The following is a 25,419-nucleotide window of genomic DNA, read 5'->3' as shown; positions in this document are numbered from 1 at the left end:
TCAGGATTATATGTATCTCTGTAAAACAGATTCAGGATTATTTCTTCAACTGTATAGCTATATTAGGACGAGACAGACTATATGGGGAGTATAGGGGGACTATATGGGGAGTATATAGGGAGTACGACACATACGCTACTCCTAAGTAACTGAGAAGTATCGGAGAAGTATCCAAGAAGTATCCAAAGAGTATTAACCCGGTTACCGGCAATGCCATAACGGCCCCGACTGCTGTAAGATTAAAATAAATCAGCCGTCAGCTGCTGGTTTCGAAAAAACCGGCAGCTGACGGCCTGTGATTAAACTCTTTCTATAATGATCGCGCTGGCGCCGCCGCCACCATTGCAGATCCCTGCAACGCCATAACGCGCCTGCTGCTGATGCAGAATTGCATTTAATGTTACCACAATCCGCGCACCGCTGCAACCAATAGGATGTCCCATGGCTACGGCCCCACCCCATACATTCACTTTATCGAGCGACAGTCCCAGGTCTTTCGCGTTGGCGATAGGCACGCAGGAAAATGCTTCATTCACTTCCGCCACATCCATGTCGCTGATTTTCAGGCCAGCTTTATTCAGTGCGTTGTTGATAGCTTTTACCGGCGTAGTGGTAAACCATTCCGGCGCCTGTGAAGCATCGGCAAAGCTGATAATTTTTGCCAGTGGCTTTAATCCCAGCGCTTTTAGTTTCTCGCCGCTCACCAGTATTACTGCTGCCGCACCATCGTTGATGTTGGAGGCATTGGCAGCGGTGATGGTGCCGTCTTTTTGAAAACTTGGTTTCAGGGACGGTACTTTTTCAAAAATGACTTTCTTATAGTCTTCATCTTCGGACACCGTTACCACCTGTTTTCCGGGTACCTGTACGGGCACCACTTCATCTTTAAAATATCCTTTCTCCCAGGCTGCGGCCGCGCGCTTGTAACTTTCAATAGCGTAAGCGTCCTGGTCTTCCCGGGTAATTTTGTATTCGGTGGCACACAGCTCTGCTGCGTTGCCCATATGAAAATCCTTGTAAGGGTCCCAAAGGCCGTCGCGGATGATGCCGTCGGTAACGGCGCCATGTCCGAGTTTATAACCGGTACGGGCTTTATCCAGGTAGTAAGGGGTTGCGCTCATGTTTTCCATGCCGCCGGCCACTACTACGTCGTTGTCGCCCAGCATAATACTTTGGGCGCCCAGCATAATGGCTTTCATACCGGAAGCGCATACTTTGTTTACCGTGGTACAGGGAACATTGTTAGGCACGCCTGCAGCGAGACTGGCCTGATTGGCGGGCGCCTGGCCGAGGTTGGCGCTCAGCACATTGCCCATATATACTTCATTTACTTCTGCCGGGGCGATACCAGCCCTTTCCAGTGCCGCTTTAATAACTTGAGCGCCAAGCTGAGTGGCCGGAATACCTGCCAGTGCGCCATTGAACGAACCGATGGGCGTACGGGCCACGGCTACTATAAATACTTCTTTCATCTGATAAATAAGATTGATTTGGCTAGTTTATAATCTACCAAATATAAGGAAAAGTTGCCGGGAACAGCAACCACGCCTACATGCTGATCCCCTTCTCTCCAAATCCTAATTTTCCCGTATGTTTGCAGTTGCATTTACGAAACCGTGATATCTCAGAACTCCATACAACAGATCCTCAGCCGCATTGATATTGTGGAAATTGTGGGTTCCTTCGTTAAACTGAAAAAAAGAGGCGCCAACTACTTAGGGCTGTGTCCATTTCATAACGAAAAGTCCCCTTCTTTCACCGTATCTCCCGGAAAGGAAATCTATAAATGCTTTGGTTGCGGCGCCAGCGGCAATTCCATCAGCTTTATCATGGAGCATGAAAAGTACTCCTATGTAGAAGCGCTCCGGTGGCTGGCACAACGGTACCAGGTAGAACTGGAGGAAACGGAAGTAAGCCCCGAACTGAAGCAGCACCAGCTGATGGCGGATAGTTTGTTTATTATCAACAACTACGCCCGGGAGTACTTTACCGATACCCTTTTTAATAAAGATGAAGGCCAGAATGTGGGCCTAAGTTATTTTGAAGAAAGAGGATTTACGGAAGAAACCATCAAAAAGTTCCAGCTGGGCTACTGTCTGAATACCTTTGACTCTTTTGCCAAATCGGCACTGGACAAAGGCTACAACCTGGAATACCTGCAAAAAACAGGATTGGTTACCATCCGGAACGATCAACCTGCCGATAACTATCGCGGCAGGGTCATATTCCCGATTCATAACCAGTCCGGAAAAATACTGGGCTTCGGGGCGCGTATCCTGGTAAAATCAGACCGGGCGCCCAAATACATCAATTCTCCCGAAAACGAAATTTATGTAAAAAGCCGGGTACTGTATGGTACCTATTTTGCCCGGCACGCCATTGATAAACTCAATGAGTGCCTGCTCGTAGAAGGTTATACCGACGTAATTTCCCTGCACCAGGCAGGCGTGGAAAACGTGGTGGCCTCCAGCGGTACCTCCCTTACACAGGACCAGCTGCGGCTGATTAAGAAATATACCAATAACCTCACCATCCTTTACGATGGCGACAGCGCCGGGGTGAAAGCAGCGCTCCGCGGGCTGGACATGGCCATTGAAGAAGGATTGAACGTGAAGCTGGTATTGCTGCCGGACAAAGAAGACCCGGACAGCTATGTGCAAAAGATCGGTGCGGAAGCCTTCCGTGAATTCATTAAAGATAACAAGCAGGACTTTGTACTGTTCAAGCTGCAGCTGAGCATGCAGGAAGCCGGCACCGACAGTAATAAAAAATCGCAGCTGGTAAATGAAATCGCTGAAACCATTTCGAAAATTGATAAGGCGGAAGATTTTACCCGGCAGCAGGATTATATCCGTCAGTGCAGCCAGTTACTCCATATCGATGAGCAGGGGTTGATCCAGCTGGTCAATAAATTTATCCGCGACCGCCTCGTTAAACGCGAGCAGGCTTACGCGCGTAACAACCCCGCTCCGACTGATGACGGCCTCAGCGAAGAAGCTATTGCCGCCATGGAAGCTGCTGAAACAGGCATTTCAGTGGACTCGCTCATCAACGGGCATGAAAAACAGGAAAAAGAACTGGTGAAGATCCTGCTGCGTTTTGGAGATAAACCCTTCAGCGAAGAAGAAAACAACACCGTAGCCGACTATGTGTTCCACCTCCCCTACGATTTCGAAGCATTGGCGGAAAGTGAGCTGGTGAAAAGGATTTTAAGGGAATACAAAGCATTGTACGATGCCGGGAACCTGCAGGACAAACGGTGGTTCCTGTATCATGAAGACCAGCAGCTGTCCAAACAGATTGCCAATATACTGGAAGATAAAGAAGCCGATTTGAGTATTAACTGGAAAGACCGTTTCGAGATTGATACCGTATACGGTGATAATGCCTATTTGAGAGATACTATCTCCACCACCAACTATCTTATTCTGCGTAAGATCAAGAAGCTGATCCACGAAAACCAGGAAGAGGCTAAGAAAGCGACAGACATGGACCAGATCCTGAACTGCCTTGAAATGCAGAAGCACCTCAACTCCCTGGAAAAGGAACTCACGAACGGTATGGGCACCGTTATTTTCAAATAGCCGTTAACGTTAGTGTCTTAAATCCGCTCCCATACCTGGAAGGAGAACGGGTACTGATTTTTTTCATCTGCCTCATGGCGTTCATCACTTACCAGTTCAAATTCGGCGCCATCCAGCTGTGGGAAAAAGGCATCCCCGTGCACAACCGCATATACGCGGGTGAGATAGATCCGGTCTACTAACGCCCACGCCTGCTCGAAGATCTGCGAGCCGCCGGTGATAAACAATTCATCACCACCGAATGACCTGGCTTTTTCAACCCCCTCCTCTATAGAACGCACTATATATGCACCTTCCGGCTGAAAATCCGTTTGACGGGTGATCACGATATTGGGTCTGCCGGGCAATGGTTTGCCCAGGGAGTCAAATGTTTTACGTCCCATTACAATGGGTTTTCCCAATGTGGTGGATTTAAAATATTTAAGATCCAGCGGTAAACGCCAGGGTAACATATTGTTGATACCGATTACGTTATTTTCCGAAGCGGCTACGATAATGGATATACGCATATGGGAAGTTATATGGCTACCGGTGCTTTAATGGCCGGGTGAAACTGGTAATTCACCAGTTCAAAATCTTCATACTTAAAGGAGAAAATATCTTTTACGTCCGGGTTGATCTTCATCACCGGAAGCGGGAATGGTTGCCTGCCTAATTGCAGGTTGGCCTGTTCTATATGATTGCTGTACAAATGCACGTCTCCGAAAGTATGGATAAAGTCGCCGGCTTCCAGGTCGCACACCTGCGCCATCATCATGGTTAACAAGGCGTAGGAGGCGATATTGAAAGGTACGCCCAGGAATACATCTGCGCTGCGCTGGTACAGCTGGCAGCTCAGTTTACCGCGGGTTTCGCCTTTTGCAGGATCTGCAGGGGTTACGTAAAACTGGAACAGGCAATGACAGGGGCTGAGCGCCATTTCCGGCAGTTCGCCCACATTCCACGCGTTCACAATAATACGGCGGGAATCAGGATTATTTTTGATGGTATTTACCGCTTCGGTGATCTGGTCTATTACCTTGCCGCTGCGGGTTTCCCAGCTGCGCCATTGCTTTCCGTACACGGGTCCGAGGTCGCCATTTTCATCGGCCCACTCATCCCAGATGCTTACGCCATGTTCTTTCAGCCAGGCGGTGTTGGTATCTCCTCTTAAAAACCAGAGCAGTTCATATATAATCGATTTGAGATGCAGCTTTTTGGTGGTCACCACGGGGAAACCATCCTGCAGGTTGAATCTCATCTGGTAGCCAAAACAGCTGGTAGTGCCGGTGCCGGTGCGGTCTGTTTTTACCGCGCCTTCCCGGATAATATGTTGTAATAAAGATAAATACTGCTCCATAAGGTCGCAATTTACGAAGTTTTCCAGTTGAAAAAATATAACATATTTAAGTCAAAGAAAAAAAGCGGAAGTACCCTTAAAATTTCGTAATCTGCTATATCATTTTACGTTACAACAAGATCGGCTTAGTGAGAAGTCCTTGCCATCAGAGATGATGATGAAAAACCTGTAGTACCCCTTGCGCAAGGATCGCAACAAATTAACGCTATAAACAACCAAAATCAAATCACGATCTGTACTATCTATAAACCAGAAAAATAATCAGCAACATGATATTGTAACCTCGTTTTAATCATCATTCATTATCTAAACCATTACAAGCTATGCTTCTACCAAAATCAAGCTTGCTGGTACTGCTATGCCTATGCAGTACCCTGGCACTATTTGCGCAGCAAAATATCACCGGAAAAATCCGGGATGCCGTCAGCGGCAAACCCATTCCGGGCGTCACCGTACGCATTCCCAACACCAATAAAGGGACCATTACCGATGCAGATGGCAATTATACGCTGGCCATCACGGCCGGCACCACCAGTTTAATGGTGAGCTATACCGGTTATAAAACCAAAACGATCAATCTTACACCGGGTAACAACGTAATAAACCTGAGCCTGGAAGAAGATTTCGCCCGGCTGGATGAAATTGTGGTAACCGGGTTAGCTACCAATGTAAAGCGAAGTAATCTTGCCAATGCGGTAGCTACTATTTCCGGCACGCAATTAAACGGGGTGGCGCCTGCGCAAACGTTTGACGCAGCCATCAGCGGTAAGGTGCCCGGCGCACTGATAACTGCCAATTCCGGCGCACCCGGCGGCGGAATCTCTGTAAAAATGCGCGGTATCACTTCTGTATTTGGCAACTCGCAGCCACTCTATGTAGTAGATGGTATCTTCTTCAATAACAGCAGTATTCCCGCAGGACTGAACGATGTAACCGGCGCTGCTACCTCGGGCAGTCCCAACAACCAGGACAACCCTTCCAGCCGTATTGCGGACCTCAACCCGGAAGACATTGAAAACATTGAGATCCTGAAAGGCGCTTCCGCCGCCGCTATGTACGGCGCCAAAGCTGCTGCCGGCGTGATCATCATCACTACCAAAAAAGGTAAATCAGGAAAAACGAAAGTCTCCCTCAACCAGGAAACCGGTTTTACCAAAGTACGGCACCTGATGGGCGTCCGCACCTTTACTCCAGAAACGGCGGCCGACCTTGCAGGTACTGCCGATAACCCCGATCCTGACGTACAGGCGAAGCGCGCTGCTTACAAGGCGCAGTTCACCGAGGCAAAGAATGCCGGGAAGATATTTGACTATGAAAAAGAGCTTTTCGGTCAAACCGGACTGGTGCTGAACACCGGTGTGTCCCTTAGTGGCGGCGGTGAAAAAACTACCTTCTATCTTTCCGGCAACCGGCGACAGGAAAACGGCATTGTAAAAGGTACCGGCTATTTCAACAACTCCATCCGGCTGAATGTGGATCATAAGGTGAGCGATCGTATATCCATAGGCGTTACTACCAACTATATCAACTCTTCCGCCGACAGGGGGCTCACCAATAACGATAACAACGGCGTTTCCCTCGGTGTGGCGTTGTCGTCCACGCCCGATTTTGTAAACCTGTTCCCCAACGCGCTGGGTGAGTATCCGCGCAATAGCTTCGCCAGTTCCAACCCGCTGGAAACGCGCGACAACATGATCAACAACGAACAAACCAACCGCTTTGTTGGTGGTGGTAATATTGAGATACGGCTACAGCAAAGCGACCGCTCCACTACCCGGCTGGTAGGACGCGGTGGTATCGATTACTTCAATTTCAAAACCACCGCCTTGTTTCCACGCAACCTCCAGTTTGAAGAGAACGGACAGCAAGGACATTCCATCCAGGGCAATACCAACAACACCAATACCAACATCGGCGGATTTATAGTGAATACGTTTACGCCAAGCGAGAAGCTCAGTTTAACCAGTACTGCCGGCGCTACCCTGGAAACCGGTTATCTCGACAATATTGTTACCGTAGCTACCAACCTGGTATCCGGCCAGAGTAACCTGGATGCCAGCGCCAACACCACTACCCGGCAATTCCGCCAGAAATACCGCGATAACGGTATTTTTATCCAGGAAGACCTTTCCCTGATAGACGCCATTACTTTCAGTGCCGGCGTACGTTTCGACCGGTCCACCAACAACGGCGAATACCAGAAATATTATGTTTTCCCCAAAGGATCTGTTTCCTGGAATATTGCCAAAATGGATTTCTGGAAGGTAGCCGGCGTGGATAATCTCAAGCTGCGCGCAGCTTATGGCCAATCCGGCAACGTACCTCCCTATGGCAGTAAATTTACCCAGATGCTCGGCAGCAATATCGGCGGCTTCCCCGGCGTGCTGGTAGAAAACCAGCAGGGCAATCCGGATATTAAACCGGAACGGCAAACAGAATTTGAAACCGGGCTGGATGTAAGCGTACTGAATGGCCGCATCAGCCTGGAAGCAACTTACTATAACAAAAAGATTTATGACGTATTACTGCGTCATGCGCTTCCCGGTTCTTCCGGTTATGCTACTGAATGGAAAAACAGTGGTGACCTGAGAAATAAAGGAATAGAGCTGGGATTAAACCTGATACCCGTGAACCAGCCCAATGTGCGGTGGAACAGCAGCATTAACTGGTGGCAAAACCGTTCCAAAGTCACCAAGCTGATCATTCCTCCCTATGCCATTGGCGCCTTTGGTAACTCACTCGGTACTTTTTACCTGGAAGAAGGACAACCCGCCACACAGCTCAAAGGTATCGTAAACGGCGACCTGAAGCTGATCGGAAATGCTGAACCGGATTTCCAGATGAGCTTCTTTAATGAATTAACCGTGTTCAAAAACTTCTCCCTGCGTTTCCTCATCCACTGGAAAAAAGGCGGCGACAACATTAACCTTACGCAGCTGCTCACCGATGCAGGAGCTACCTCTTTTGATTATGACGATGAGATGAAAGGCACCAAGGCAGGGCTTTACCGCCCCGGCGCAGGCGATGCTTCCATTTATGTGCAGGATGCTTCGTATGTGCGTATCCGTGAGATCGGTCTTTATTACAACATTCCCATGAAAAATACATCCGTGCTGAAAGCAATCCGTGTGGGCGTATCTGCCAATAATTTCTTTACATGGACAAAGTACGTGGGTTATGATCCGGAAGTATCCAACTTCGGAAGTAACACCATTACTACCGCTCAAACCCGCGGCAGTAACGGGTTATCAACCGGAGTGGATGTTATGCCGTTCCCTGCATCTAAAAGGGCCAGCTTTCATGTTGGCGTCGATTTCTGATCATTTTCCATCTGCTTAAAAACATTACATATGAAAAAGTATCTTTCAATAACAGCGATCGCTCTTTTACTGCTGGTGATGAACGCCTGCCAGAAAGGAGAGATCAACAGTTTGAATACACCCGTGGTAAGCGGCATCACTACCGATCCTTCCAGGAGCGATCTGTTTAACCTGGTAACCGGCGCCGAATCCGGCATGCGTAACAGCCTCTCTGCTTACCTCGATGGTACCGGTATTATTGGCCGGGAAATTTACCGTTTCTCCGGTGCAGAACCCCGGTACACCACCGATTTGCTGGGCGGCGGTTCCAAACAGCTGGACAATAACACCTTTTACATTACCAACCCCTGGTCGGGCCGCTACCAGGTAGCCAGGCAGTGTTTCATTTTACTGGATGCCATCAACAACACCCGGACAGAAGTAGCGTCTGATGTGCAAAAGAAAGCCTTTACAGGATTTGCCAAAACGCTGATCGGCTACCAACTGTTACTGAATCTCAACATGACGAATACCAATGGCGTACGGATCCCTGTTCCCACTGGCGCTACCCTCGGACCTGTTATTACCAACCCTTCTGTGGTGATGGATTCTATCTTGAAATTCCTGGATGAAGGAAAAGCCGACCTGACCGGATCGGAGGTTATTTTTCCTTTGTCGGATGGATTCCTGGGATTTAAAGACGCCGCGGGCCTGCTTAAATTTAACCGCGCCATTGCCGCGAGGGTGTATACCTATCAACAGAAGTGGAGCAATGCATTGACCGCGCTCAATGAATCCTTCTTTGACCTGAACGGCGCTTTAAACAGGGGCGTTTATCATGCCTTTTCCACCAATGGCGGCGATCTTGCCAATACCATGTACCTCCCGCCAAATGGCAACGGGGAAATAAGAGTAGCGCATCCTTCTTTTGCTACTAATATCCTGCCAGGCGATGACCGCATCTCGAAAACATCAGTACGAACTTCATCCGCCAGCCAGAGTGGTTTAACCGGCAACCGCGATGTGATAGTATGGAGCTCTTTAAACGCGCCCATCAGCATTATACGGAACGAGGAATTGATATTGATATACGCAGAAGCCAAGATTCAAACAAATGCCTTGCCCGACGCTATTGTGGCGCTCAACCGCATACGCACAGCGCATAACCTTGCGCCATATGCCGGTGGTGCTAATCAAAATGCATTAATTACTGAACTGTTGTATAACAGGCGTTATTCGCTGTTTATGGAAGGGCATCGCTGGATAGATGTAAGGAGATATAACCTGTTGGGAACATTGCCTAAAGACAGGCCCGATGATGATGTGTGGCCGAGGTATCCGTTGCCGCAGAGTGAAAGCAATATTTAAAACTGATAGTATTATCCATAAAAAAGCGAAGCGCATCCGGGATGCGCTTCGCTTTTTTATGATTTATGCCATGGCTCTTCTTTTCATTTCTTTCCTGATAAGCGCCAGTTCGCGGCCCATTTGCCCGGCGATGGAGGTGTTCTCCTGCGCCCTGCGGATCAGGTAAGGCATTACTTCTTTTACCGGACCATAGGGCAGGTATTTGCTAACATTATAACCGGCATGTGCCAGGTTAAAGGTGATGTTGTCGCTCATGCCCAGCAGCTGTGAAAAACTTACATGCGGATGGTTATGCGGCAGTCCTTTTTCGTGGAGCAGCCTGGCGGCAAACATGCAGCTGTTTTCATTGTGCGTGCCAATGAAAACCGCGAGCTTATCGAGGTTATCGATGCAGAACTTTACAGCAGCATCATAGTCCTTATCCGTAGCCTCCTTGCTTGGCTGGATAGGCGTTGGATAATTATTCTCTGCAGCGCGTTTGTTTTCTTTTTCCATGTAGGCGCCGCGCACCAGTTTGGCGCCCAGCAGGTAGCCGTTCTTTACGGCTTTTTCCAGGGACACCTGCAGGAAAGGGTAACGGTCGTGGCAATACATCTGGAAGGTGTTGTACACGATTACCTTTCCTTTGTTGAATAACGACATCATTTCATCGGTGAGTGCGTCTACCGGGTCCTGGATCCAGGATTCTTCTGCATCCACGAGGATGGCCACATTATGACGGGCGCCTGCTTCAGCGATGGCGTGCACACGGTTGCGTACACGGGTATATTCCTCTTGTTCGGCGGGCGTTAAAGTTTCCTTGCGGTGTACTTTTTCCAGCAGATCGAACCGGGCAAAGCCGGTCACTTTTATCGCGATGAAAGGAATATCGGGTCTGGAGGCAGCATATTGAATGGCACGGATGAATTCAGGAACAGCCGCATCGTAGCTTTCTTCTCCTTCCATGGCTTCCACGCCATAGTCGAGTGCCACCCCTACATGATAGTTACCCAGTTGCAGTGCAGTGGTAGCTGCTTCTTCCAGGGTTTCGCCACCGCAGAACTGTGAGAAAATGGTGCTTTTAATAATTCCTTTTATGGGTAATCCCAGCTTAAAGGCAATGGGGGTCATCACGGCGCCCAATTTTACCAGCCAGGGCTTCCCGATATTACTAAAGAGAAAGTTGGCTTTTTTCAGTGCCTTGTCGGTCTTTGCCTCAAATGCGATAGCGGTATTATCAAATGATAAAGGTAGCTGCTTTTCCATGGGCCGCAAAGTTAGGGTGCGTCCGGCTTCTAAACAAAAATCATTATAATATCAGTATATCTTTTTAACAGCGTTAACAGATATTGTCTATTGCTTCTCAGAAATTGTTTAAGCATACCCTTTTGCCGCTGTTTATTTTATTACTTTTAGATCTTTTAAGATACATACAAAATTCCCGGAATATGCTATTTAAACCTGATACTATTTCCCGTTGTTTCTTCAGCCGCTGTTCGCTGGCATGGTTACTAACGGGCGGAATAGTCATCACCGGCTGCCAGACAAAAGCACCGGAAAACGCACCTGTGAACCTGAAAACGCCGGGCATCGAATACCAGACCTATAAAGGCGCCACCGGCCGGCGTACTGCTGTTACGCTGCCCGACAGCTCCCGGGTAATACTCAACTCCGCTTCTGTACTGGAAGTACCTGCCAATTACTCACAGGGCAACCGTGCGGTGATCCTCGACGGCGATGCATTCTTTGCCGTAGTTCCATCTACCGATACTTTTACGGTTACCAGCGATAAATTAAGGGCTACCGTGCTGGGCACCGAATTCAAAATGCGCTCCTTTGCCAGTCAGCATGGCGCCACCGTATACCTTCTCACCGGGAAAATCCGCGTGGGAAAATCCTATCATTCTGCCACCGATAACCAGCCGGAAATACTGGAACGCGGACAAATGATCCTGGCCAATAATGACATCGACCTGATGGAAAAAGAAACCTATCATCCCGAAGAACTGGAAACCTGGTTATCTGATACGCTGCGGATCAATAATGCCAATCCTATGGCACTTTCCCGCACACTGGAAGAATGGTTTGGCGTGGAAGTGGAAATGAAGGGGGATGCTTCCAAAGCACCGGTGATTACGGATGCCGCGTTTTTTCATGCTTCACTGGAAGAGGTGCTGAATAATCTTGGTGAACAACAGCATTTCAAATATAAGATTAGCGATAATAAAGTAGTGATTATTTTTTAGTGTAGGCTTTAGCGTTAGATGTTTTTCGCGGAGGTTGTCTTGAGCGGAGGTTGTCTTGAGCACTGATTACGCTGATTATGCTGATTACCTTGATTTTTACTTTTTTGATTTTATAAGGATTTGGGAAGATGGAAGCGGGTTTGGGGTTGGTTTAGAAATGGATTTTCCTGTTGAAGGAAAAGATGGTGGCATCCGGATTTTTCTTTCCCTGTATGAGGTCAGTGATGATATTGGCGGCTGTTTGGCTGAAGGTGATCCCATTGCCGCCGAAGCCCAGTGCAAAAAAGGTATGCGGCATAGGTGCAAAAGCGCCGATAAACGGGAGTCCGTCTTCTGTAGCGCCAAAGGTGCCGGTCCATTTAAATTCGGGGTGGAAGCGGAGTTCGGGGAATTTCTTCTGAAGGTCTTTTTCGAGGGCCTTTGCTTTTTGGTGGATTAGTTTATCACGGCGGCCGGGGTTATAAAAAGGCTCATCACGCCCACCTACCATTATACGGTGATCGCTGGTAGTACGCATATAGAGGTAAGGGAATTTTGTTTCCCATATCAGGCAATCCTGGTACCATTGTTCTTCTGCGTGATTGGGTTCACTTGCGATGACATAAGTGGACGTTAATTTCAGCAGCGGTGTTTTGATATATTGCAGCACCTCATATCCTGTGGCGATCACGAGGTAACGCGCCGTAACCTGGTGGCCCTGTGAAGTTTTTAACACTACACTGCGTGGGCGGAAATCAATATCCACCACGGCAGTACGGTCAAATACCTGCGCACCATGTTTGATATTGTGCTGATGCAAGGCATGGGTAAGCAGATATGCATCTGTTTGCGCGGCGGTATGGGAATAGATGGCAGCAGGTGCATCAAAGCCCATCTTTGCTTTTACTTTCGCCGCATCCCACCACTCCATTTTCAGCCCCAGCTCCCGGCGGGCTTCCAGTTCTTCCGATAATTTTTTTACGTCTTTGAGGTATGAAGCCAGGTACAGACTATGTTTTCTTTCAAAATGCGGGAAATGCAGGGCTTTGCAAATCTGCTCCAGCTCGTGGATAGCAGCCACAGACAGTTCATATGCCCTGTTGGCATGGTAAGTACCCACTTTATCCCGTAGTACCGATAAAGGCGTATCAATTTCATACTGTAACAGCGAGGAACTGGCCGCGGTGCTGCCAAGGCCAATGCTGCGGGCATCGGCTACCACACAGGGAATACCTGCGTTTGTGAGGGCATAGGCCGTTAAGGCGCCGGAGATGCCTCCGCCTATCACGGCCACGTGTGTACGAAGATCCTGTTCCAGCCAGGGATAATTGTATGGGAGGCCGTTACGGATCAATGAATAAGGGTGCCCTGACTGAAGATCCATATTTATTGATTTTACAAAAGCTGCACCAGAAATTCGTATCTTCTGTCAGCAAAATTAACTGTCATGAAAACACTAACTTTCTCAACCGGTTGTTTACTGATGGCTGTGAGTGCTTTTTCCCAAACGGCGCCCTGCTGCCATACAGATGCCATCACTGAATTTGCTGCACTGGCCAACCAGGAAGAATTCCGCATGGCGCACAAAGATCCGCTGCCATTCACCTACCAGGGAACTACGGGCACTGCCATCACCTTTCCTGCTACAGATGGAACACCTGCGCATGGCTTTCTGTTCAAAGCCAAAGAAACCTCCGATAAATACCTGCTGGTGTACCAGGAATGGTATGGCGTAAACGACTACATCAAAAAGCAATCGGAACAGCTGTACAACGACCTTGGGGGCAAAGTAAATGTGCTGGCTGTGGATATGTATGATCAGAAAATAGCCACTAACCGCGAAGATGCTGCTAAATTAATGCAGGGAGCCTCCAGGGAAAGATTACAGGCCATTATGCAGGGCGCCATTAATTACGCCGGGAAAACGGCTAAAATAGCTTCTATTGGCTGGTGCTTCGGCGGCGGACTCTCTTTGCAATCGGGTTTACTGGCTGGGCCGCAAAACGCAGGCGTAGTGATGTACTATGGCATGCCTGAAAAAGATGTGAATAAACTGAAAACCCTGCAGGGACCTGTGCTGGGATTTTTCGGCAATAAAGACAAAGGTATTAACCCGCAGGTAGTGGATGAATTTGAGAAAAACATGCAGGAAGCAGGTAAAACGCTCACGGTTAAACGTTATGATGCGGCTCATGGCTTTGCCAATCCGAGCAACCCCATTTTCGACAGCGCCGCTACTGCGGATGCATATAGCCATGTGGTGCCATTCCTGAAGAAAATATTTTCATTGTAAGTGTTAAGCGGAGGGAATGTTCCCTCCGCTTAAATATTTTTATTTGCCGCCGAGCCTCAGCAGCAGTTCTTTTGTTTTCCTGATACCTTCTTCTTCGGATAATTTTTCGCCTTCATACTCAATACCCATGAAACCATTAAAGCCGGCGTCTTTCACTGTTTTGAGGATACGGGTATAGTCGATGGTTACTTCATTGCCGTTGGCGTCGAAGTCGTATGTTTTTGCGCTCACGCCCTTTGCAAAAGGCATCAGTTCTGCCACTCCCTTATACCGGTCGTATTCTTCGAGGCAGGTGGTTTTAGCCCAGGCTTCCGGTGTATTGCTTTCCGGCTTGCTGCGTTTAATGCAGAAGTTACCCAAATCCGGCAGGGTACCGCAATTAGGCATGTTCACGGTTTTCATTACGCCGCTCAGCCATTCGCCGTTGGAAGACATGCCGCCGTGGTTTTCCACAATCACGTTGATGTCGTGTTCCTTTCCAAAGGTGGCCAGTTTAGTGAGGCCATCCGCGGCCGCTTTGGCTACTTCTTCCGGAGTGCCTTCTCCCGCTGCGTTTACACGGATAGCATGACAACCCAGGAACTTTGCTGCTTCTACCCACTTGTAATGATTTTCAACTGCCTTCATTCTTTTCTTTACATCCAGGTCGCCCATTTCACCTTCCCCATCGCACATAATGAGTACACTGCGAACACCGAGATCGTCGGCGCGTTTCTTCATTTCTGTGAGGTAGGCCTGATCCTTTGCTTTGTCTTTGAAGAACTGGTTCACGTATTCAATGCCTTCAATGCCAAATTCATTCTTTGCGCGGGAAGCAAAATCGAGGTGATTCATTTTACCGGCAAACAATGCTTTATGGAACGACCATTCCGCCAATGAGATCTTAAAGAAAAGTTCGCGGGCAGTGGCTTCGCCGGGTTTGGCAGCTGCGGCGCTGTCGCCTTCACTTTTAGTGGATTTCCCCTCATTACAGGCGGCCAGTATAGCGGGCAACATTCCCATTCCCATGGTGTACACGCCCATTTGACGCAGGAACTGCCTGCGGTTGTTAACATTACTCATATACGTGGGTTTTAAAGTTCATTCTCCTAAAATATTCATTTACACGGGGGAAAGCAAGTTTAAACGTATAAATTTTAAGAGAAGAAGAAAAAAGAGCAGTTGAAAAGGGAAGATGATCACAGGCCGCTGCTACAAGTAGATATCAATACAGACAGCGCGCCACGCTGATAAAAATCAGCGTATAACCGTGGCAGTTACTCCTGCCTGTTTTTAATTCCGTTTTTTTTGTTGAATGCCTTCTTATTTTATGTCATCCGCCAATACAGCCAGCACTCCCTGCAACACCGCTTCATGCCGCATGATGCGGAAATGGCCATCACCGGTGATGCGGAGCGATTGTATGGCCGGGTATTGCTGCAGGTAGTCGTCTATTTCCGTGGCTTTTGCGAGGGTATCGGTTGTATCATAAGCCATCCATATTTTATCGGCTTTGATATGATTGATATAACGGTGCAGGTCCATTTCAGCAAGATCTTCTTTCAGTCTTTGCCGGATCAGTTGCTGCAGTACGGGCATTACCACCGGGTGGATACGGAACAGGCGGAGTGCTTCATTAAAAAACACGGGAGCGCTCAATGCTGTGCTGAGCATCAGCAGGCGGGGCACGTGTACATTTTTGCGGGAGAGTGTGAGTGCGGCATTGAGTCCGCCGAACGAATGGCCAACGATAGCGTGCAGGGGTCCTTCCTGTTGCATCACCTGTTCCAGTACATGCATCCATTGTACCAGGTTGGTGCGTTTACCGCCGGAGAGGCCGTGTGCCGGCCCATCGTAGGATACTACCTGGTAGCCCTGCTGCACCAGTGAGCTGATCAGTTGTTTAAAATGGAGGGGGCTGCCACCCCAGCCGTGGAGCAGTAATACTTTGGGGCCGGTGGTTCCCCATCGGTAGGTGGTTACTTTCAGGGGAGCGTTATCAAATGGATAGCTGGTTACCTGCAAATGTTGTAATACCGCCTGATCGCGGAACTGCTGATGCACCGGCCGGAGCTTTAATGCGGGCGGTGTGCAGTACAGCCGGTAAAACAGTTTGGCCGTGGTAACCGGGAACGGGCGGCTCATGGCGGATAATATCGCGCCGGTCATCCGCAGTGACAATGGTAAAACCTGGTGTTGCATTATAGACCGATTGGTTTATTTTTAGAACTAAAAAAAGTTAAAGAGAATGCTGCCTGATTTCTTCTCTTAACGCTTCCAAAACCACGAGCATTTGTTTATTATGTCCGAGCACGCTGCTGACGAGTATAGCTCCTTCCAGCATGGTAAACATCCGGATAGCAAATTTCCGTTCGTCCCAGTCTTTTTCAAACTCGCCGTGCTCCTTGCCATACTGCACCATTTTAGCGATGCGCGACTGGTAATAGAGTACCAGCTCACTCACCTTTCTTTTCAGCCCCGGATTGGTATCATCTGCTTCCACGCCGAAGTTGAGCATCGGGCAACCGCCGGCGATCTTCTGTTCCTCCGGGTAGCGGGCATAATACTGAAACAGCGCCTCAAATTTCCCGGCCGAAGTATTAGCCGTGGCGGTCACCTGCCGCAGGTTCAGCTTTTCCTCTTCCGCTATATAATCGAACACTTCCATCACTATTTCCTCTTTGGAGGAAAAGTTCCCGTACACGCCGCCCTTCGCCAACCTGGTAGCTTTAAGGATGTCACTGATAGAAGTACCGGCCACCCCCTTTTTATTGAAAATAGGAGCGGCTTTTTCTATGATGAACTGGCGCGTTTTTTCTGCTTTACCCATGTGAAGTCCAAATTAGACCAATTGGTCCATTCTAACAAATATTTCTCCCGCGCGGATTTTGTCTTTCTCGCTGATTACGCTGATTATACTGATTAGTTTGATTTTTACTTTTGGATTTTTTTTGATTTTCTTGATAATATATTTTTAATAGTATAATTAAGGGAGATAAAAGCGAATATCCGCTTCTATCTCCCTTAATCCTTTATAAAATCAAAAAGTAAAAATCAAACTAATCAGTATAATCAGCGTAATCAGCGAGAAAGACAACATCCGCGTTATAAATTGAAGATGCGTTCAATCGCAGGCGCATAGGCCGCCCCAATGGGGATGGGAATGTTTTTGATGTAAAGGGAGTTGCGGTCGGCGCGTTCAATTTTTTTATTGGCTACAATGTAGGAGCGGTGCACACGGGTGAAAGAGCCGATGGGCAGCAGGTCTACCGCTTCCTGCATGGAAAGGCGGGAGATGAGCTTGCGGTCGGTGAGGATGAAGTTCACATAGTTGCCGGCGCTTTCAAGGTAAAGGATATCATCGAGTACAATGCGGAATTGTTCGTAGCCGCTTTTCACGAAGATGTAGTCTGTTTGTTCCTTGCCTGGGGCGGGGCCATTTTGTTGCTTCAGTTGCAGCAGGTTATTGGCTTTATTGCAGGCTTTCATGAAACGTATCAGGGAAAAGGGTTTGAGCAGGTAATCGATCGCGTCGAGCTCAAAGCTTTTCACCGCATGTTCTGAATAGGCGGTAGTAAAAACCGTCATGGGCGGATGAGGGAGACTGGATAAAAAATCCAGTCCGGATATATCCGGCATTTTGATATCCAGGAAGAGCAGGTCTACTTTTTCTTTGCTGAGAAAGTCGATTGCTTCAAAAGCATTGGTAAAAAAACCCTTCATTTCCAGGAAGGGAACCTTGGCAGCGTGATTTTTGATAACAGCCAGCGCCACCGGTTCATCATCTATCGCAATAGCAGTCATCTTTGGCTATTTTACGGGTAAGCAATACAGGGATCTAACTAATTTTGCCGAGCAGTAATCTCCGGGCTTGCTGCCAGAGATTCTGGTACTGGCCGTTTTCCCGGCTTTGCCACTCTTTTACGAGGGCGTCGGCCTGTTCGCGGCGCAGGTCGCGGGTAGATTCAAACAGGTGGTCCACTGTTTCCTTATCGGCTGCCAGTGCGGCGGCCTGGTAGTGTTCCATTAATTCCTGGCTGGTATCTGTTTGCAGCCTTGCGGAGGCCACGCCCTGGGCAGTGGCGGCAGCCAGCTTTTCATCGTATTCTCCTTTGGGCATCAGTATTTTGCTGAGCAACGGCATTACTTCAATGAGGGTAATGATAAATACAATGAGACGATAACGTTGTTTTACCGGCGGATGCGTTTCGGTGAGTTCATTCAGGGCTTCTATCTGTGCCAGGAATCCGTTGGTGAGGGTACCTACATATACGGATTCTTTTACACTGTCGACGCTGTGCATACGGGCCATTTGCGCCTGCAGTTGTTGCTGCTGCGGTTCCCAGGCCCTTTGCATCGCCTGCAGTTCTTCCTCCGATTTGAGATAGGCCGATTTTTTTACACGGGCAATGTCCGACTCTCCTATTCTGCCGGAGCCACCGGTGCCGTCGGTTTCTTTGATATAACCATCTTTATATACTTTCAGCTCCGCGGTTTTCTGCGCCAGCTGCTGCTTGCCCTGGTCAAGGGATTGCTGCAGGGTGGCCATCTGGCCGGCGTTGAGCTTTACCAGCTGCGCCCGGTAGGCATCGAGCTTTGCCTGCTTGCCAAGTTCGAGCTGGGTATCAATATCTTTCTTAAATAACATTAACACCACCGGCTGGGAAATAAACAAACCTATGGTAACGGCGAGGACTAAACGAAATATTACCGGCATTACTTTTATGCTGCCGTTGGTGCGTGACATGGCGGCGATGAGGGTACGGTCGACCGATAAAATAGCGAAGCCAAAAAACAGTGCCAGCCCGGCTACCACCATATCATCGTTTACGATGGTGGAAAAGAAATAGCCCCACGACAGCGTGGCAAACATCCAGGTAACCAATACCGACACACCAATGATCCGGTACCGCTCTTTCTCGGTTTTACACTCCTGCAAAACATCGGCATCAGCAGCGGCCAGCCACCACAAAAAGCGCGTCATGCCATCAGGCCCGGGTACCACTTCTTCTTCTTTTTTCATTTACTTATTTATTAACATCAATAGTCAGATGGATAAAAAACTCAGTAGCCGTGTGGCGGATACTCAGCTCGTGCCGGTGCGGATACAATAAATTTAGTCTTTCTTTTACATTATTCAAACCAATGCCCATTCCCTCCCTTTCCGGATCATTTTCCGGGCGGGGATGCACGCTGTTATACACATCAAAGAAGATCTGGTCAGTCGTGCAGCTCAGGGAAATCACGATGCGGGAGCGATGCCGCAGGCTGATGCCGTGCTTAAACGCATTTTCCACGAAAGGGATGAGCAACATCGGCGCAATTTCATGCTGGCATTGACTTTCATCTATATTTACCTCTATCAGGATATCGGGCGATGATAATACGCGCAGGCGTTGCAGGGCGATATAATTTTGCAGGTAAGCTACTTCCTTATCCAGTGGAATTTTTTCCAGGTGGTTATCATGTAGCATAAACCGCATCATATCACCCAGTTTCTGGATGCCTTCGCTAGTGCGGGCAGCCTCTTCCTGCAGGGCGGTTCCATACAGCGTGTTAAGAGCATTGAATAAAAAGTGCGGATTGATCTGCGAACGCAGGAAGTCGAGGTTGGCAGTGGAATGCCCCAGCGCTTTTTTCAGCGTTACCACCGTGTTCACCTGCTTCCGGCGGCTTTTAAACAACAGCCAGCAAACAGGCAGTACAATGCCCGCCGATACCGCGATGCCGATAAATGCCAGCGCCACAAACCAGCCGCCGTCGCGGTGCACCAGTGCGCGGCATATCAATGCCAGCAACACGTTGCTTCCCAGGATGGTGAAAACGATATCCCGGATCAGCAGGCTTTTATTCCGGTGAGTGTCCTCGAAAGCGGGAAATACCTGGTAACGGAGAATAAAGAATACGGCAATCTGCGAAGGGCCAAAGAAAAAGATCATCAGCGCCATATCCCTTGAATCGGAGAACGACAAACAAAACAATACCACAAATACGCCGGCAGCCCAGCAAATTTCTGTGAGCATCTGCCTGAAAGCCATATCCGTTGCAATGCGCGGATACAGCATACTCACCAGCGCTTTCCGGAAATAATAATATGCCACATACAGCACGCCGGAAAAGACCGTAGTAATGAAAGCTGTTTTTGCAAAATACATATGCGCCCCCCGCACCGTGTCATATACGCCTAACAGGTAGCCGTTGTAATAGGAGTTGGCGACCATCATCATCGCGAAATAAAACAACCCTACCGGGATCAGCAGCAATATGCCTCCCAGCCATTTTCCCTTCTCCAGGAACTCGGGTACAATGACAAAATTCACCAGCAGAAAACTCACGTATACCAGTGTTACCCTTCCCATTGAGGGCAGCAGGTAATGAATGTAATAATCGAATACCTGGTGGTAAGTGTCGAATTTTCTACCATAGATGTCCTGCAATTCAAATACATTATACACAATGCTGGGATATAGGATCGAAAACATCAGCAACACAAAAATGGCGGTTACGATGCCAAATTCAATTTTCTTAAATTGATTCATAAGGTTGATGTATTTAAGGCAATAATAGCATTTGTTGCCATGCAGCAGGGGCAAAATGGGATGAAAGTAGTGTAATCCGGTATGAAATCGGTTTTGACAGTAAGAATTATAATAAATCGGTAATCTTTATTATTTTCATCGCCTCAACAAGCCCGATATGAGCACTTCCAACAGACGTAAATTTTTAGGAACCGCAGCAGCGCTTGCCGCTGGTACTGCCGCTGCCGCAGCAATCCCCTCAACAAATATGGAAAAGAAATACCCGATTGTGCATCATGTGTTCTTCTGGCTGAAGAACCCGGATTCCAAAGAAGACCGCGACAAACTGGTGGCCGGTGTAAAAACCCTGTCGAAAATTGAAACCGTTCGTGACCTGCGTGTAGGCGTGGTAGCGAGTACCGAAAAACGCGACGTAGTGGATAACAGCTGGGGCGTATCAGAGCTGATCTTTTTCAGTGACCTCGCCGGACAGGCCACCTATCAAACCCACCCCATACACCTGGAGTTTATTAAAAACTGTAGTCACTTATGGGAGAAAGTAATCGTTTATGATGCCGTAGAGGTATAAAAAAATATCATGGCAACGGAATACTGGATGAGCGGGCCGGTAGAAAACATACCGGCATTATTGCAACCCGTGGCGCATGCGTTATTGCAGGCCAACCAGGAGATAAATACCCTGATGCAGGATTTCCCGGAAGCACTCTTATGGGAAAAGCCGGCGGGACTGGCCTCGCCGGGATATCATCTTCAGCATGTGACCGGAGTGCTCGACCGGCTGTTTACCTACGCCAGGGCGGAAGCGCTCAGTCAGCAGCAATTTGCCGCCCTGGCCGGTGAAGGTAATCCCGGCGCCACCCTCCACGATTTGCTGGATCATTTCAATGCACAGGTGCATCAATCGCTGATGCAATTGTCGGCCACCCCGGAAAACACCCTCACCGATTTCCGGGGCGTAGGCAGAAAACAACTCCCCTCCACCGTATTGGGATTACTATTTCATGCTGCAGAACACACCATGCGACATACCGGGCAACTGCTGGTTACGGTAAAAGTGCTGCTGGAAATGCATGCCCGTTGAAAGCGGGGAAGCATTACCCTTCATGTAAATCCGGATTGTTTTTATCCGTAAAACTATAAATTAGCCCTATGAAACGCTTACTCCTCCTTTCCCTCGTGTTGGGTTGTTATGCCGGCATGCAGGCACAGCAAACGCAGAAACCACCTTTACATGGCAAAAACTGGATGGCCGTAACCGGCAAGCCACTGGCTGCAACAGCCGGCGCCATGATCTTCCAGCAACACGGCAACGCCGTGGATGCCGCCTGCGCTATGCTTGCCGCTACCTGTACCATGTGGGATGTACTCAGCTGGGGTGGAGAAACACAGGCGCTCATATACAATCCGAAAACAGGAAAAGTAATTGCCATCAATGCCCTGGGCGTGGCGCCTACAGGCGCTACTCCCGCCTTTTATAAAGGAAAAGGATACGACTTTCCACCTGAATACGGTCCCCTGGCAGCAGTTACACCGGGAACTGCAGGTGGATTGTGCTACATGCTGGCAGAATATGGCACCCTCAGTTTAAAACAGGTATTAGCGCCTGCCATGGAAATGGCGGCCGGCTACCCGATAGAAGCACAAACCGCCAACAGTATTGAACGCGGTAAAAAATACATCAACGAGTGGCCTTACAGTAAAGCTGTTTTCCTGACACATCCCGGCGAAAAAAGAGAAGCCCCGGAAGCAGGAGAAATTTTTGTGCAGAAAGACCTCCTCGCTACCCTCACCAAAATGGTAGAAGCCGAGCAGGAAGCACTGCGTAAGCATAAAAGCCGAAAAGAAGCCATCATGGCGGCATACGACCGCTTCTACAAAGGCGACATTGCGAAGGAATTTGTACGTGGCTGCCAGGAGCAGGGCGGCCTGATCACCCTCGAAGACCTGGCCCGCTGGAAGCCCGTGGAAGAAGAACCGCTGCATATTAATTACAAAGGCATAGAAGTGTACAAACTGCAGGAATGGACGCAGGGACCTATGCTGCTACAAAGCCTGAACATCCTGGAAAATTTTGACCTGAAATCGATGGGATATAACTCCACTGAATATATTCATACGTTGTATCAAACCATGAACCTCACTTTTGCGGACCGTGATTTTTATTACGGCGATCCTGCGTTCAATACCAATCCTGCTATCAAAGGATTGCTGAGCAAAGCATACGGCAAGGCGAGGGCGAAACAGATGAATCTTGCGCAAAACGATGCCAATGCAGGACCGGGCGATCCCTATCCTTTCATGGGCAAAACCAATCCTTACCTGCATTTCCTGGAAGAGCGCAAGCAGTTGACAGATACCAGCAACGGCCGCAAGCCCGGTGGATTTGTGCCTAAACATGACGCCACTATGCTGCAGCATGGAAATGCGGACCAGCAATATGCCGCCAATGCCTTGTCAACAGAGGAAGATCTAACTCAACTGTATGCCGGCAATACACCCGACAGCGCCTATATGGACCGGCTGTGGCGCGGTACCACCAGCGTGGAAGCAGCAGATAAAGATGGCTGGGTAGTATCTATCACTCCCAGCGGCGGTTGGCTGCCTGCCTGTATTGCCGGTAAAACGGGAATAGGAATGAGCCAGCGGGCGCAGAGTTTTGTATTGGATTCTGCCATATGCCCTTTTAATGTAATTGCGCCCGGTAAACGTCCGCGGGTAACGCTTACGCCTTCGATGGCGTTGAAAGACGGCAAGCCTTTCCTGGCTTTTGGTGTGCAGGGTGGCGATACGCAGGACCAGAACCTCTTGCAGTTTTTCCTGAACGTGGTGGAATTTGGTATGACCGTACAGCAGGCTACGGAAGCTGCGAATATTAATACCAACCAGTTGTGGTTGTCGTTAGGCGGTACTACTATCAAAGACAGGGAGCCGCGGCCGGGAAGCATTCTGCTCAATAATAATACCTCCGAAAAAACACGCAAAGCCCTGGAGCAAATGGGTTATCACCTCACTTTCGGAGAGCGTACCAGCGGCCCCATAAACGCCATTTACATGGATCGTGTACACGGCAGTTTATGGGGTGGCAGCAGTAATCATGGAGAAGACTACGGAATAGGGTGGTAAGCAAATTACTCGCGGGTCCATACTTCATGAATAGGATCTCCTTTTGAGCTTTTGCCGCTGTGGTCCCAGTTGTTGCCGTTTACGCTGCCTTTAAAAGACAGTTCAGCGCCAATACGGGAGCTATCGCGGGAAAAGAACTCAATTTTTTCGGTGTAGGTGCCGTTATCAAAAGTATAGGTACCTCCACCGGAACCAAAGAACTCGCCTGTTTCCTGGTTGATGGCTACCCATTGAAAGCGGGTGCCGGTCAGTATTTTCATGGTGCGCCTGGCACTGTTGGGAATGGGAGTCATCTTACCTTCTCTTTCCCGTGAAGTAATCTGCCAGCTGCCGGCCAACGGGCCGGTACCATCGTCGATACGCGTCCACTCCTGTTTTCCGCCACCGGGATTGCTGGTGATCAGTTGTCCGTTTTCCATGCCTACCGGCACGGTTGTTTTTTGCCCTACCTGCGAGGCATTGGCCGTGTTAAAAAGAATGGCTACATCTACCTGCGTGTCACCCGCCTGTTTCCACGTTCCTCCATATGAAGTAATGAAACGCTGGTTATTGTAATCGGTGACTGTAAACCAGTTGGGCGTAATCAGCAACACGCTGGTTACGTCGCCGGTCGCTGATTTCCAGGCGCCTAAGGGTGAGTCTTGTGCGCTGAGTATACCCAGGCAGGAACAGCATAACGTAAATAACAGGAGTAGTTTTTTCATAACATAGCATTTGTGTACTTAAGATAAGCAAACAAACGCAGTAATTAAGCGGTTTCTCCCTGTGGTATGAACACGTTTTATTTATACAGATGCTGGTCCTGTATATAATCAACCCCCTGTTTTTTGAGATAAGCGATTCCCCATTCGCTGACAAATTCATACAGGGGAGCCAGTGATTTTCCTTCGGTGGATAAATAGTATTCCACGCGGTATGGCTTTCGGGTAATCACATTCTTTTCAATCAGCTTATCGCGTTCCAGTTCTTTAAGCTGCTGGCTAAGCATCTTTTCTGAGATGCCCGGCAGGTTATCCCTTATTTCAGCGTAACTTTTTTTAGTAAAGTAATGCAGGTGGAAGAGGATTAACAGTTTCCATTTCCCTCCAATAAATCCGAGTGTTACATCTACCGGGCAGGTGTATGTTTTATTGTTCAGTGTGATCATTATCAACCGTGTAAAGTGGTTTCGCTATGCTTCTTCCAGTACGCGCTTCAGGATATTCAGGTACCCGATATGCTGTTCCGCATAGGAACTGCTTTCGGAGAGCTGTGCCCAGGCAATTTGCCGTTCAAGGGCAATATTGATCACCGGTTTATTGGCTTCTTCAATTACGCCTTCATCTGCCAGCTGGCCAAAGCCGGCGGCAATTACTGAAGCATCCAATGTGAAAATAAAGTGCTGGTCATCAAAGGCGGGATCTTCTTTCATGCGTATGATCAGATCCCGGTCCAGCAGTGTTTCGTTATACTCTTCAAAGGCCATTTCCCCTACCGATTCGATGGTCCATTTTAAGCATTCAATGGTAGGCGTGGAAGGATATTCCCGGCGCCATTCCCGGAATGAGGCAAGCCCGGTGTCTCCTTCATCTGATCCGAAAGGGGCCAGTTCATCAACGGGATCCCAGAAAAAGTCTTCAGGTATCAGGGCAATAGCTCGTGCATGTGCATGATCTTTATCTATGCCATAGATTTCGTCCTTCATAAGATAT

General features: G+C 48.7%; 22 protein-coding genes. 8 read left to right on the top strand and 14 right to left on the bottom strand.

Annotated features, from left to right (window positions below; all coding sequences use genetic code 11):
* Positions 1 to 299: 299 nt before the first annotated feature.
* Positions 300 to 1,472 carry an acetyl-CoA C-acyltransferase gene (locus AB6805_RS13195; RefSeq protein WP_370909886.1) on the bottom strand — a complete coding sequence of 391 codons (1,173 nt, stop codon included), beginning with the start codon at positions 1,470 to 1,472 and terminating at the stop codon, positions 300 to 302.
* Between the two features lie 144 nt (positions 1,473 to 1,616).
* On the opposite strand from AB6805_RS13195, the gene dnaG reads away from it, so the two are divergent.
* The gene (dnaG, locus tag AB6805_RS13190) at positions 1,617 to 3,584 is read left to right on the top strand and encodes a DNA primase (RefSeq protein ID WP_370909885.1); all 1,968 of its coding nucleotides are present in this window, start codon (positions 1,617 to 1,619) and stop codon (positions 3,582 to 3,584) included.
* 17 nt (positions 3,585 to 3,601) lie between these two features.
* Here dnaG and AB6805_RS13185 read toward each other — a convergent pair whose 3' ends face one another.
* Both AB6805_RS13185 and AB6805_RS13180 read right to left on the bottom strand, forming a co-directional pair.
* A complete protein-coding gene (locus tag AB6805_RS13185; RefSeq protein WP_370909884.1) occupies positions 3,602 to 4,093 on the bottom strand; it encodes a dihydrofolate reductase in 492 nt (163 codons plus the stop codon).
* An 8-nt stretch (positions 4,094 to 4,101) separates the two neighbouring features.
* A complete protein-coding gene (locus AB6805_RS13180) occupies positions 4,102 to 4,923 on the bottom strand; it encodes a thymidylate synthase (RefSeq protein WP_370909883.1) in 822 nt (273 codons plus the stop codon).
* A gap of 323 nt (positions 4,924 to 5,246) precedes the next feature.
* On the opposite strand from AB6805_RS13180, the gene AB6805_RS13175 reads away from it, so the two are divergent.
* Positions 5,247 to 8,243, top strand: coding sequence for a SusC/RagA family TonB-linked outer membrane protein (locus AB6805_RS13175; RefSeq protein WP_370909882.1), 2,997 nt, complete (start codon positions 5,247 to 5,249; stop codon positions 8,241 to 8,243).
* A gap of 30 nt (positions 8,244 to 8,273) precedes the next feature.
* Positions 8,274 to 9,590 carry a RagB/SusD family nutrient uptake outer membrane protein gene (locus AB6805_RS13170; RefSeq protein WP_370909881.1) on the top strand — a complete coding sequence of 439 codons (1,317 nt, stop codon included), beginning with the start codon at positions 8,274 to 8,276 and terminating at the stop codon, positions 9,588 to 9,590.
* Between the two features lie 63 nt (positions 9,591 to 9,653).
* Here AB6805_RS13170 and AB6805_RS13165 read toward each other — a convergent pair whose 3' ends face one another.
* Positions 9,654 to 10,835: a proline dehydrogenase family protein gene (locus AB6805_RS13165; RefSeq protein ID WP_370909880.1), complete on the bottom strand. Its 1,182-nt coding sequence runs from the start codon at positions 10,833 to 10,835 to the stop codon at positions 9,654 to 9,656.
* A 182-nt stretch (positions 10,836 to 11,017) separates the two neighbouring features.
* Between AB6805_RS13165 and AB6805_RS13160 the strand changes: the two genes are divergently transcribed.
* The gene (locus tag AB6805_RS13160; protein WP_370909879.1) at positions 11,018 to 11,815 is read left to right on the top strand and encodes a FecR family protein; all 798 of its coding nucleotides are present in this window, start codon (positions 11,018 to 11,020) and stop codon (positions 11,813 to 11,815) included.
* A 151-nt stretch (positions 11,816 to 11,966) separates the two neighbouring features.
* Here AB6805_RS13160 and AB6805_RS13155 read toward each other — a convergent pair whose 3' ends face one another.
* On the bottom strand, positions 11,967 to 13,178 hold the full coding sequence (locus AB6805_RS13155) for an NAD(P)/FAD-dependent oxidoreductase (protein ID WP_370909878.1): 1,212 nt from the start codon (positions 13,176 to 13,178) through the stop codon (positions 11,967 to 11,969).
* Between the two features lie 63 nt (positions 13,179 to 13,241).
* Between AB6805_RS13155 and AB6805_RS13150 the strand changes: the two genes are divergently transcribed.
* On the top strand, positions 13,242 to 14,087 hold the full coding sequence (locus AB6805_RS13150; protein ID WP_370909877.1) for a dienelactone hydrolase family protein: 846 nt from the start codon (positions 13,242 to 13,244) through the stop codon (positions 14,085 to 14,087).
* A gap of 39 nt (positions 14,088 to 14,126) precedes the next feature.
* On the opposite strand, the gene AB6805_RS13145 is transcribed toward AB6805_RS13150, so the two are convergent.
* From AB6805_RS13145 to AB6805_RS13120, 6 genes are all read right to left on the bottom strand, one after another.
* Entirely contained in the window at positions 14,127 to 15,149 is a 1,023-nt protein-coding gene (locus tag AB6805_RS13145) for a sugar phosphate isomerase/epimerase family protein (protein ID WP_370909876.1), read from the bottom strand.
* 240 nt (positions 15,150 to 15,389) lie between these two features.
* Entirely contained in the window at positions 15,390 to 16,268 is an 879-nt protein-coding gene (locus AB6805_RS13140) for an alpha/beta hydrolase (RefSeq protein WP_370909875.1), read from the bottom strand.
* A gap of 37 nt (positions 16,269 to 16,305) precedes the next feature.
* Complete coding sequence (locus tag AB6805_RS13135) at positions 16,306 to 16,896, bottom strand: TetR/AcrR family transcriptional regulator (protein WP_370909874.1); 591 nt, start codon at positions 16,894 to 16,896, stop codon at positions 16,306 to 16,308.
* Between the two features lie 275 nt (positions 16,897 to 17,171).
* Complete coding sequence (locus tag AB6805_RS13130; RefSeq protein WP_370909873.1) at positions 17,172 to 17,870, bottom strand: LytR/AlgR family response regulator transcription factor; 699 nt, start codon at positions 17,868 to 17,870, stop codon at positions 17,172 to 17,174.
* A gap of 34 nt (positions 17,871 to 17,904) precedes the next feature.
* On the bottom strand, positions 17,905 to 19,089 hold the full coding sequence (locus AB6805_RS13125) for a DUF4407 domain-containing protein (protein WP_370909872.1): 1,185 nt from the start codon (positions 19,087 to 19,089) through the stop codon (positions 17,905 to 17,907).
* A 4-nt stretch (positions 19,090 to 19,093) separates the two neighbouring features.
* Positions 19,094 to 20,605: a sensor histidine kinase gene (locus tag AB6805_RS13120; RefSeq protein ID WP_370909871.1), complete on the bottom strand. Its 1,512-nt coding sequence runs from the start codon at positions 20,603 to 20,605 to the stop codon at positions 19,094 to 19,096.
* A gap of 157 nt (positions 20,606 to 20,762) precedes the next feature.
* Between AB6805_RS13120 and AB6805_RS13115 the strand changes: the two genes are divergently transcribed.
* The 3 genes from AB6805_RS13115 to AB6805_RS13105 all read left to right on the top strand — a co-directional run bounded on the left by AB6805_RS13115 (position 20,763) and on the right by AB6805_RS13105 (position 23,728).
* The gene (locus tag AB6805_RS13115; protein ID WP_370909870.1) at positions 20,763 to 21,173 is read left to right on the top strand and encodes a Dabb family protein; all 411 of its coding nucleotides are present in this window, start codon (positions 20,763 to 20,765) and stop codon (positions 21,171 to 21,173) included.
* Between the two features lie 9 nt (positions 21,174 to 21,182).
* Positions 21,183 to 21,686 (top strand): DinB family protein, encoded by a 504-nt coding sequence (locus AB6805_RS13110; protein ID WP_370909869.1) that lies wholly within the window; start codon positions 21,183 to 21,185, stop codon positions 21,684 to 21,686.
* A gap of 68 nt (positions 21,687 to 21,754) precedes the next feature.
* Positions 21,755 to 23,728 carry a gamma-glutamyltransferase family protein gene (locus tag AB6805_RS13105; RefSeq protein WP_370909868.1) on the top strand — a complete coding sequence of 658 codons (1,974 nt, stop codon included), beginning with the start codon at positions 21,755 to 21,757 and terminating at the stop codon, positions 23,726 to 23,728.
* 5 nt (positions 23,729 to 23,733) lie between these two features.
* Here the strand turns inward: AB6805_RS13105 and AB6805_RS13100 are convergent, their stop codons facing one another.
* The 3 genes from AB6805_RS13100 to AB6805_RS13090 all read right to left on the bottom strand — a co-directional run bounded on the left by AB6805_RS13100 (position 23,734) and on the right by AB6805_RS13090 (position 25,412).
* The gene (locus AB6805_RS13100; RefSeq protein ID WP_370909867.1) at positions 23,734 to 24,432 is read right to left on the bottom strand and encodes a hypothetical protein; all 699 of its coding nucleotides are present in this window, start codon (positions 24,430 to 24,432) and stop codon (positions 23,734 to 23,736) included.
* A 77-nt stretch (positions 24,433 to 24,509) separates the two neighbouring features.
* The gene (locus AB6805_RS13095; RefSeq protein ID WP_370909866.1) at positions 24,510 to 24,875 is read right to left on the bottom strand and encodes a winged helix-turn-helix transcriptional regulator; all 366 of its coding nucleotides are present in this window, start codon (positions 24,873 to 24,875) and stop codon (positions 24,510 to 24,512) included.
* A gap of 24 nt (positions 24,876 to 24,899) precedes the next feature.
* Positions 24,900 to 25,412 (bottom strand): hypothetical protein, encoded by a 513-nt coding sequence (locus AB6805_RS13090; protein WP_370909865.1) that lies wholly within the window; start codon positions 25,410 to 25,412, stop codon positions 24,900 to 24,902.
* Positions 25,413 to 25,419 lie beyond the last annotated feature (7 nt).

This window comes from Chitinophaga sp. RCC_12 (assembly GCF_041360695.1).
In the GTDB taxonomy this organism is placed as follows: domain Bacteria; phylum Bacteroidota; class Bacteroidia; order Chitinophagales; family Chitinophagaceae; genus Chitinophaga.
The sequence above is the reverse complement of the archived record's forward strand: the minus strand, read 5'-3'. Positions and strand labels throughout refer to the sequence as shown.

What these genes read in the sequence shown, in the direction of transcription:
- AB6805_RS13195 (WP_370909886.1), bottom strand. Translation starts at nt 1,472, where the DNA reads ATGAAAGAAGTATTTATAGTAGCCGTGGCCCGTACGCCCATCGGTTCG.
- AB6805_RS13185 (WP_370909884.1), bottom strand. Translation starts at nt 4,093, where the DNA reads ATGCGTATATCCATTATCGTAGCCGCTTCGGAAAATAACGTAATCGGT.
- AB6805_RS13180 (WP_370909883.1), bottom strand. Translation starts at nt 4,923, where the DNA reads ATGGAGCAGTATTTATCTTTATTACAACATATTATCCGGGAAGGCGCG.
- AB6805_RS13175 (WP_370909882.1), top strand. Translation starts at nt 5,247, where the DNA reads ATGCTTCTACCAAAATCAAGCTTGCTGGTACTGCTATGCCTATGCAGT.
- AB6805_RS13170 (WP_370909881.1), top strand. Translation starts at nt 8,274, where the DNA reads ATGAAAAAGTATCTTTCAATAACAGCGATCGCTCTTTTACTGCTGGTG.
- AB6805_RS13165 (WP_370909880.1), bottom strand. Translation starts at nt 10,835, where the DNA reads ATGGAAAAGCAGCTACCTTTATCATTTGATAATACCGCTATCGCATTT.
- AB6805_RS13160 (WP_370909879.1), top strand. Translation starts at nt 11,018, where the DNA reads ATGCTATTTAAACCTGATACTATTTCCCGTTGTTTCTTCAGCCGCTGT.
- AB6805_RS13155 (WP_370909878.1), bottom strand. Translation starts at nt 13,178, where the DNA reads ATGGATCTTCAGTCAGGGCACCCTTATTCATTGATCCGTAACGGCCTC.
- AB6805_RS13150 (WP_370909877.1), top strand. Translation starts at nt 13,242, where the DNA reads ATGAAAACACTAACTTTCTCAACCGGTTGTTTACTGATGGCTGTGAGT.
- AB6805_RS13145 (WP_370909876.1), bottom strand. Translation starts at nt 15,149, where the DNA reads ATGAGTAATGTTAACAACCGCAGGCAGTTCCTGCGTCAAATGGGCGTG.
- AB6805_RS13140 (WP_370909875.1), bottom strand. Translation starts at nt 16,268, where the DNA reads ATGCAACACCAGGTTTTACCATTGTCACTGCGGATGACCGGCGCGATA.
- AB6805_RS13135 (WP_370909874.1), bottom strand. Translation starts at nt 16,896, where the DNA reads ATGGGTAAAGCAGAAAAAACGCGCCAGTTCATCATAGAAAAAGCCGCT.
- AB6805_RS13130 (WP_370909873.1), bottom strand. Translation starts at nt 17,870, where the DNA reads ATGACTGCTATTGCGATAGATGATGAACCGGTGGCGCTGGCTGTTATC.
- AB6805_RS13125 (WP_370909872.1), bottom strand. Translation starts at nt 19,089, where the DNA reads ATGAAAAAAGAAGAAGAAGTGGTACCCGGGCCTGATGGCATGACGCGC.
- AB6805_RS13120 (WP_370909871.1), bottom strand. Translation starts at nt 20,605, where the DNA reads ATGAATCAATTTAAGAAAATTGAATTTGGCATCGTAACCGCCATTTTT.
- AB6805_RS13115 (WP_370909870.1), top strand. Translation starts at nt 20,763, where the DNA reads ATGAGCACTTCCAACAGACGTAAATTTTTAGGAACCGCAGCAGCGCTT.
- AB6805_RS13110 (WP_370909869.1), top strand. Translation starts at nt 21,183, where the DNA reads ATGGCAACGGAATACTGGATGAGCGGGCCGGTAGAAAACATACCGGCA.
- AB6805_RS13105 (WP_370909868.1), top strand. Translation starts at nt 21,755, where the DNA reads ATGAAACGCTTACTCCTCCTTTCCCTCGTGTTGGGTTGTTATGCCGGC.
- AB6805_RS13100 (WP_370909867.1), bottom strand. Translation starts at nt 24,432, where the DNA reads ATGAAAAAACTACTCCTGTTATTTACGTTATGCTGTTCCTGCCTGGGT.
- AB6805_RS13095 (WP_370909866.1), bottom strand. Translation starts at nt 24,875, where the DNA reads ATGATCACACTGAACAATAAAACATACACCTGCCCGGTAGATGTAACA.
- AB6805_RS13090 (WP_370909865.1), bottom strand. Translation starts at nt 25,412, where the DNA reads ATGAAGGACGAAATCTATGGCATAGATAAAGATCATGCACATGCACGA.